Source organism: Haloparvum sedimenti, assembly GCF_001462205.1.
Lineage (GTDB): Archaea > Halobacteriota > Halobacteria > Halobacteriales > Haloferacaceae > Haloparvum > Haloparvum sedimenti.
In genome coordinates, this window is the sequence record NZ_LKIR01000006.1 from 1 (window position 1) to 7,829 (window position 7,829).

At 61.6% G+C, this 7,829-nt stretch carries 11 protein-coding genes; 2 read left to right on the forward strand and 9 right to left on the reverse strand.

Going from position 1 to position 7,829, the window contains the following annotated elements; translation table 11 throughout:
• Together AN233_RS00325 and AN233_RS00330 are read right to left on the reverse strand one after the other, a co-directional pair.
• Positions 1-746: site-specific integrase (locus AN233_RS00325; RefSeq protein WP_176696593.1), on the reverse strand; the 746-nt coding region annotated here is incomplete at its 3' end.
• Between the two features lie 41 nt (positions 747-787).
• Positions 788-970 carry a hypothetical protein gene (locus AN233_RS00330; protein WP_125919940.1) on the reverse strand — a complete coding sequence of 61 codons (183 nt, stop codon included), beginning with the start codon at positions 968-970 and terminating at the stop codon, positions 788-790.
• 547 nt (positions 971-1,517) lie between these two features.
• Here AN233_RS00330 and AN233_RS18335 point away from each other — a divergent pair.
• Together AN233_RS18335 and AN233_RS00335 are read left to right on the forward strand one after the other, a co-directional pair.
• The gene (locus AN233_RS18335) at positions 1,518-1,652 is read left to right on the forward strand and encodes an antitoxin VapB family protein (RefSeq protein ID WP_080508259.1); all 135 of its coding nucleotides are present in this window, start codon (positions 1,518-1,520) and stop codon (positions 1,650-1,652) included.
• Positions 1,653-1,830: 178 nt separating this feature from the next.
• Positions 1,831-2,319: a hypothetical protein gene (locus AN233_RS00335; RefSeq protein WP_058364892.1), complete on the forward strand. Its 489-nt coding sequence runs from the start codon at positions 1,831-1,833 to the stop codon at positions 2,317-2,319.
• Between the two features lie 4 nt (positions 2,320-2,323).
• On the opposite strand, the gene AN233_RS00340 is transcribed toward AN233_RS00335, so the two are convergent.
• The 7 genes from AN233_RS00340 to AN233_RS00370 form a co-directional block, all read right to left on the reverse strand.
• On the reverse strand, positions 2,324-3,286 hold the full coding sequence (locus AN233_RS00340) for a hypothetical protein (RefSeq protein WP_058364893.1): 963 nt from the start codon (positions 3,284-3,286) through the stop codon (positions 2,324-2,326).
• The gene (locus AN233_RS00345) at positions 3,279-4,115 is read right to left on the reverse strand and encodes a hypothetical protein (protein WP_058364894.1); all 837 of its coding nucleotides are present in this window, start codon (positions 4,113-4,115) and stop codon (positions 3,279-3,281) included. Before AN233_RS00345 ends, AN233_RS00340 begins: the two co-directional genes overlap by 8 nt.
• Positions 4,112-4,561, reverse strand: a complete 450-nt coding sequence (locus AN233_RS00350; RefSeq protein WP_218055027.1) for a hypothetical protein — start codon at positions 4,559-4,561, stop codon at positions 4,112-4,114. Before AN233_RS00350 ends, AN233_RS00345 begins: the two co-directional genes overlap by 4 nt.
• An 87-nt stretch (positions 4,562-4,648) precedes the next feature.
• Positions 4,649-6,166, reverse strand: coding sequence for a hypothetical protein (locus AN233_RS00355; protein ID WP_125919942.1), 1,518 nt, complete (start codon positions 6,164-6,166; stop codon positions 4,649-4,651).
• Positions 6,156-6,671 (reverse strand): hypothetical protein, encoded by a 516-nt coding sequence (locus AN233_RS00360; RefSeq protein ID WP_058364897.1) that lies wholly within the window; start codon positions 6,669-6,671, stop codon positions 6,156-6,158. The genes AN233_RS00355 and AN233_RS00360 overlap by 11 nt, the downstream gene beginning before the upstream one ends.
• Before the next feature lie 136 nt (positions 6,672-6,807).
• Entirely contained in the window at positions 6,808-7,176 is a 369-nt protein-coding gene (locus AN233_RS00365; RefSeq protein ID WP_058364898.1) for a hypothetical protein, read from the reverse strand.
• 32 nt (positions 7,177-7,208) lie between these two features.
• Positions 7,209-7,574 (reverse strand): hypothetical protein, encoded by a 366-nt coding sequence (locus tag AN233_RS00370; protein WP_058364899.1) that lies wholly within the window; start codon positions 7,572-7,574, stop codon positions 7,209-7,211.
• Positions 7,575-7,829: the final 255 nt, after the last annotated feature.

Below are 7,829 nucleotides of genomic sequence, written 5' to 3' on the forward strand. Positions count from 1 at the left end.
TCAGAAAACCCGGTCGAGAAGCACTCAAACACGCTGTTAAAGCGACTCTCTGAAATCAACAATCTGCTACACATGAGCGTCGTACTTATCAACGGGTTGCGCCCGTGGTCGTCGCGAACGTCTTTCCGCGGTCCGTCGACGAAATCCTCGAGGACGCGAGCGACGTGCGGACTGATCGCGTTCCACCGCTCGCCCCGCTCCTTGTTCTTGAGGGGAGTTCCTGTTTCCGGGCGGTGACGGAACTGGATACCTGGACGGTCACCGTCCAGGTCGAGATCACCGAGGTCGAGCGAGCGAATCGCCCCGGCACGTGCGCCGGTGTGCCACATCAGCAGCAGGGTGACGTGTTCGCGGCTGGCGTACTGGTAGCGGTTCAGGTACTCCAGAATGTCCCCCACGCGCTCAGGTTCGAGGGTGGTGTTGCTGACGTTCTGCCCACCGCTCACCGTGGGAAGCGGTACGTCCGAACGGAGTCCGTCGGGAACCGCGTCGACCTCTTCAGCGAACCGGAGGAACGACCGGAGCGTTGCCAGCTGGCCGCGGAGGGTGACCGGCGCGATAGGGTCGCGGTCTTCGCCGTTCCCCTCACGCCGCCAGACGCGGTAGCGATAGAGGTCCCGGCCGGCGATGTCGTTCAGGTTCTCGATCCCTTCTTCGTCGCACCATTGACGGAAGGCGTCGAGTCGGTACTTCTGCCCGTCGAGGGTACGCTCGGTCAGCTCGTCCCGCCGGGCTTCGAGGTACATCTCGATCCCCTCGCGGGGAGAGAGGGGTTCGAGGTCGTCGCTCACAGGAACCCCTCCGGCTCGTCGAGGAGGTCGTGGTCGGGATGCTCTTCCGAGAGGTGGTCAACGTAGGCGGCGACCTGGCGCGCGTACTCGGTGAACCCGTCGTCCGCGAGCGGCTCGATGCGGACTCCGCACTCGTCGCAGTTGTGAGGACCAGCGTCGCTGGATTGCTCACTCGACACGAGGCTCACCCCAAGTAGAGTTTGAGTCACAGTTCGGACACCCAGCCTCATCCTCCTGGTAGCGGAAGCCGCAGGCTTCACAAATCACGCAGTCGCCGCCGTCGGTGAGGAGTGGTGAGTGATCCTCACCAGAGCAGTCGGAGACGTGATCGTCACCGTAGGGGAACCGAGTTCCGCAGACACCGCAGATCAGTCCGCTCATCGACCAACCTCCACGAGAGGGGTTTCTGGGACCATACCGTACGGTTGTTTTCTGACTAAAAAGACGCGAGCCAAACCCACTGAAAGTGGATCTACTTCCGCTGCGCGCATCAGGTCGGTACCGTCGTCGGAGGGGGTTTGATTACCCCCGGATGGCTTGTGTAGCATGGCTTTCGTGCCTCACTCACGGAAGCCCGTGCGGACCTGCTGCCTCCAGCAGCGAGGTCCGTTTTTGGAGTCGATTGCTTCCGTTAGAGACAGCATTATCTCATGAGTTAATGAAACCATTGGATAATAGAACTGTCAAAAGCAACATTCCATGAGAGCGGGGGGAGATGATGAAGCAATGGCTGAAGATACGACGACAGTAACGGTCTCCAAAGAAACTTGGAAACAACTACATCTCCGAAAGGGACCGGGAGACTCCTTTGATGATGTTATTCAGGAGCTACTAGAGGAATCTGAGAATTCAGAAGAGTAAGAGGCGCGACCCCCCCGCAGGGAGGGGGTCGCGCGGGCCGCCCACCCACTACAGGGTGGGTCGGTGGGTGGGATGTGCTCGGTGTGATTAGTCGGCGGGGCCGGGATCTCGGGAGCTGTTTTCATTACGAAAGCAAAAACAAACAATATTTTTCAACGCTCTATCTGATTCAGACGATATGAAACTCAACGAGTATCTGGTTGAGGAAGAGTTCGTCACGGCGAAAGTCGGTGCCTTTGCGAACCCAGACGCAGTAGGCGAGTCGAACAAGGGCACGCTGGCCTGCACACCTTACCGTCTCGTGTACGTGAACGGAAGCGATGTTACCGACATCTCGTTTCAGGGTGTGAACTCGATTGAATACTCAGAACCGCAATATCCTCAGCGGTACCTCAATTGGGGACTGGCTGGCATATTCGGCGGGCTGCTGATTGCTGCTTTCGGGATACTGGTTGACGGGGGGATTCCGATCCCGAATAGTGCGATGTGGATTCTAAGCAGTATCTTCGTTTTGGCGGGGGTTGGGGTTTTAGTACAGGGGTATTTGCTGAGACGGGGGTCATTAGACGTACACACGCCAAACAAGACCTACACGTTCACCTCAGACGAAGACGGACTCGCGGAGATCGGTCACACGCTCCGAGGGTACGAGATGGAGAAAAAGTAGTAGGTCAGTCGGCCGGACCTCGTTCTTGAAGGAGTTCGAGGAGATCGGGCCAGTCGAGGTCCCGAGCGAAAAGGTCCGGTTCAAGGTTCCAGTCCCACGGGGCAGCGTCATCCGGATCAGGTTCTTCTAGCGCGGGTTCGAGCCCTTCGACGGTCCCACCGAACTGCCGATCAGTAGGGTGGTCGGCGTCGGCAGGCCAGTCGCCGTAGAAGTCGACCTCTTTCTTCGAGAGCTTGAAGAACGCGAGCGTGGTCAGGCGTTTCACCTCAGGATGGAGGTCCTTCCCGGTGTGCCCGACCGTCCCGAAGGTGTCGACGTTGATCTTCGCGAAGCGTTTGGCGAGCGGCGTGAACTGGACCGCCACTTCTCGCGATTTAGTCCGGGCGTCGAAGTGCGTCGAGCCTTCGTCGACGAACACGAACTTCGGGCGGTCGCGATGCTCGAGGCAGGTCACCGCCAGGTCGTGCGCGCTCGTGACCACGAGGTCCGTTCGGTCCCACGTCCGAGCGTTCGAGATTACCAGGAGATCGTTGAGGACGGTCGAGCGGAGTTCCGCCAGCAGCGCCATCAGGTTCGTCTTTCCGGTGTTGGGGTTGCCCGCACCGGAGACGAACGCGGTGGCATCGTTGTTCTCGAGCGCGTCGACGAGCCGGAGCGGGAGCCGCAGCGCGGACCCGTCGAGGTCCTGCTCGGTCACGCCGGTCAGATGTGAGAGGACCGAGGAGTTCCCGGCCGAAACGGCGTCGGTCACTCGGTCGGCGCGGAACTTTGCCAGCAGCTGCTCGCCGGTATCGGTCTCGTAGAAGTCACCGTCCGTCGCGGAGGCGATGAACGAGAGCGTCGCGCGATGCTGCTCGTCCTCGACGATGCCGGCGTGCTTGTGGTCAGCGGCGTGGGATTCGAGGTGACCCTCGATTTGCTCACGGAGCTTCGCTGCCGTGAGCATGGTCTCGTCCACGTCAGTCATCGACGGACACCTCAGGCGTGGGCTGGTCCGATTCCGATCCGTTGTCGCTGCGCTCCTGGTCGCGCTCGAACTCGTCGGGGTCGCGCTCGTCGCCGGGGTCGGCGTCGAGGTCTTCCTGGAGCTGGTCGAGGTGGTCCTCGAAGCCGAGCTCGTCGAGCCGGTCCTCGATGGCTTCGGAGATCGCGTCACCCTCGTCCGGCAGGGTGCCGGCTTCGATGGTCTCGATCACGTCGTCGACCTCACCGCGCAGCGCGTTGGCGACGATCCCCGGCGCCGCCGTCTCGATGGCGAAGCCGCGTTGCGCCTGTTGCTGGAGTTCGCCGCGGCACCGAGCGACCGCAGCGAGCGCGCGCGCCAGCTCCACGTCGTCGAGCGTCCCGCGCCAGGTGCCGACAACCGTTTGCTCCTCGAGGTCGAGTTGCTTCCCGACGTACAGGTTATCGGACAGCTGGGTGAGGCTGTAGTCGGCGCCGGTGTTGCCCTCTTCGTCGGTTACCTGGAGCGAGCGGAACTCGTCGACGCTGAAGCGGAAGATGCCGCCCTCGAGGACGCGCGCGTCGAGGTCGACCAGCCAGATGCGCCGCGGGTTGTGCAGCAGCGAGACCACCTTCGAGCCGGAGAGCAGTCCGAGCGGGATGCCGCCGACAGCGAAGGCAAGGACGAATATCAACCAGAAGCGCGGGAGTTCGAAGTCGACCTCGAGGTACACGAGGACGGCGCCGATAGCGAAGCAGACGGCGATGATGCTCCAGAAGCGCACCTTCAGGAAGTCGACGGCGAGGACGAACGGAGACGGCTGGTCCTGCTCGCGCGGTTGGGTCGTCGTCATGCTACCCGCTCCGCGTGTTCGTCGCGACCGTAGACGCGCTTGAGGACGAGCAGCAGCGTCACAACAGCGACGCCGACCGCACCGCCTGCGCCGGCCGCTTGTGCGTCGGAGACGCCCCACGGACCGCCGACGAGCGTGCCGCCCTGTTCGACGATCTTTCCGTACAGCACATCTCCGGTGTCGATGGTAACACCAACAGTCTCAGAAGCGTGGTTGATAGAGAACCGAATGGTGTTGTGCCCCTCGGTGAGCAGGAACTCTTGGCGAGCAAGCTCGCCATCACCCTGCATCGCCTCGGTGAGCGTCACCTTCTGCGTTCCCTCGGAGTAAAGCTCGAGGACAGCTACGTCGCCCTCGAGGTCGACCGAGCAGATCGCCGTTCGATTGTCGATCCATTGCGTGCAGTCAGTGGGCTGTTCCGTTTCGGTCGTGGTTTGATTAAGCACATCGTCAGCCTGCGCGACGGCAGCGCCGGGGACGAACGCCGCAGCTACGAGGACAGCGATGAGCAAAAATGTGGGTTTCATGGGTTGTTACGAGCCGATAGCGCCAGCGACCGCAGCCGCAAATGCGAGGATGACGACGAGCAGGATGTTCTGGCTTCCGCCGAACAGTCCACCCCCGCCGTCATCGCGCTGCGCGCTTTCCTGCATCTCAGTCTGGGTTTCGCGAACCTGTGCGAGTTCCTCCTCGAGCGCGGACACGTCCGTCGTCTGGTTGACCCTCTTCTCGGTCTGGAAGGAGTCGACCGCCTCACCGTCCTTGTTGAACGCCTCGGTGACGGTGAAGGGAGCTTCGAGCTGCACGAAGTCCTGCTCGGTGGCGACCACTTCGCCGTCGTCGTTCGTCGTTGTCGACTCGTAGGCGATGTAGAGCGGTTCGGACCAGTCGGTCGGGGTATACCGAGTTCCGACCTCGAAACCGACCTCGTTACCCTCGCTGTCCGTCGGGACGTGCGTGGTGTAGAGGTCGGCCTTCACCTGATACTCGTCGGAGGAATCGGGGTCCTCCACCTTCAGAGTAAGCGACTCTGCCGCCTGCGTCGGGATGCCCATCATCGCGGCGTGTGCCGCGCGTGCCTGATAGCCATCGTAGTTCTGGTTGAGTTCGGTGGCGGCGGTGATGGGGTCGACGAGATCCTCAGTCGGGATGTCGTCGGGCTCGTACTCAGCGTACACGTCATCGGCGAACCCGGAGAGCGTGTCGGTAACGGCGTTGCGCTCTTCGTAGGCGCTTTTCACCGCGTCGTCGTAGACCTTCCCGTCGTACGGGACAACCTCTCCTGCGTCACCGTAGCCGTTGCTGTGCAACTTGCCAGCAGGATTGGTCACGTCGAGCTTGACACTCTTCCAGCCCTCGGAAATGTTCTCCCACTCGAGGTGAAGCTGGACAGTTTCAAGCATCTCCCCGTTAGGAAGCTCGTACTCTTTGGTCACCTTCTCCCGCCTGTCGACGGTCTTCTGTGAGAACTCGCCAGACTTGGAGAGGTCGAAGATGTTGTTCACGCCCGTATCCTCATGGGCTGCGAGCCGCTCCATCATCGACCATATCTGATTCAGTTGCGCATCAGAGTGAGTGAAGATGTTGGTGACGATGGTGGAGTAGTACTCGGAAACCGCATCCTCCATCGCCGCAGTCGCGTCCCCGACGGGCGCGCCAGCGTTCATCTTCTCGATGAGCGCGACCTTCCCCTTGGCGAGCGCGATGTTCTGCGAGTGCGTGATGTTGTTCTGGATCGAAGTCATCACACGCCCGTCGGCAGAGGCGACCTCGAGGCAGCCTTTCGCAACCTCGAGCTTCAGCGCCTCGCCGCCGGTGTATTCGGAGTAGTCCCGTTCGTCGCCGAGGACCTTCTTCGCGCCTTCGTAGGCGAGGTAGCCGACGCCGGCTGCGGCAGCAGCAGCGCCGACAGCGACGATGGGTGCGATTGCCTCAGCATCACCGACCGGAGACGCATCCATGTGATGCGCGCCGGCACCGATGCCGACAGTTGCTGCCGCGCCTGCGGACCCGCGGCGAAGCACATCGCGGCGGGTAAGGTCAGTCGTCACCGAGCATCACCCCGGCAGCAGCAGCGACGATCACGACGACGAGCGCGTGCATCTTGTTGAATCCAGAGCCGTCGCCAGCTCCACCGCCGCCACCAGAAGTCTCATCGAACGTGCCGGCGGAGATGGATTCTACGGACTGGTTGGTGGCCGTCGAATCCTCAGAGACGACGATCCGGTAGCCATCGTACTCCGAGGAATTCGCTTGCCATTCATGGACCGTCGTGTTGGTGGGCGAGTCGATCTGCGTCTCGTTGACGACGGTTTCGGTTCCGTTGTAGAGACCAGAAACCGTCACGTTGAGCGGGCCGTTCGAGACGTTGGTCAGTTCCACGTAGACGGAATCCGTCGAGTTATCGACGGAGACAGTCTCGTTGAGGAACTCCCCGTTGGCATCAGCCTCGAGGCCAGCGACTCCGCCAGCGCCAGCGGCGATGCCGAGGGCGACAGCCACGAGCAGGAACAGCGAGGCTACAGTCTTGGTGCCCGGCAGGTTCGGAAGCGCCATCAGGCACCTCCAGCAGTCATGGACACACGGCGAAGTGTAACACCACGCCGTACACCAAGACCATCGTCAGCGCCCACAGGAGGCCCAGCAGCAGGGCGTTCGGTGGGCTGATCGCGAGTTTGTACATCGGACATGGTTACTGGGATAGGACGCCGTAGCTCGCGAACGAGACGAAGAACGCGATGATCGGGAGCATCGGTTCGCTACTGTGGATGAAGTCAGTCACCTGCTGGACGTGAACGTAGCCGATCATCAGCGCGGGACCAGCAGCGATGAGGACCTTCTCCCACATCTCGTAGCGGTCGAACGCGCGCGTCTCGCTTGAGGCGAACGCGATGACGTAGGCAGCCATGGACCCCCACAGCGCGTGCGTGCTGGTGAGCGTGTAGTTGATGCCCCATCCGATGGTCAGTCCCTCGAGGCCACCGAACAGGTAGACGGACATGACGGAGAACGCGATGCCGACCGCTGCCGGGATCGTCCGCAGGTTCACGTAGTCGGACATTTGGTCACTCATCGACGAGGACGAGTGAGCCATCAGTCGTCACCACCTGGGAACCCCACCATCGTCGGGTTGTACTGCACTTCGGTACCATCGTCACGCTCGAGCGTGTCCTCCTCGGTATCCATCGCGACCCAGATTCGCTCCCCGACCTCGATGCGGTCCTGGGCAGCTGCGCGCTTGACCTGCCCCTTCGCGAAGTACGTCACGACCCCGCGGGACTCGTCCTTGATGCGCAGCCGGTACCAGGTGCCGTAGGCACCTTCGCCCTCGGTGAAGTCGAGCACGATCCCGTCGAGCACGTCACCCGGCTCGAGTTCGACGGTGGGGGTATCGCTGTCAGTTTCGGCACTTTCGAACAGTTCGAATCCATCCGGCGGAGTTGGCTTGTCGGTAGACATAACCAATTACCATTCTGTCGAGAGATAGCATATGAACCCCTCTTCAGCAGGGTGAAAGTGGAATTCAGTCTATCTGGTAGGTACGAACACAAGAGCGTATCTCGTCAAGCGCGGACGGGGGAAGCATGAGGTGGCCGGCGATTGCTACTGCCGAGGTTTCCCCCGTTTTCTCGATGTGCCGTCTGACCGCCATCCGCTGCTGCTCACTCAGTCCCTCATCGCGAGGCGAGGGGCTGGATTCGAACCGTTTCGCAT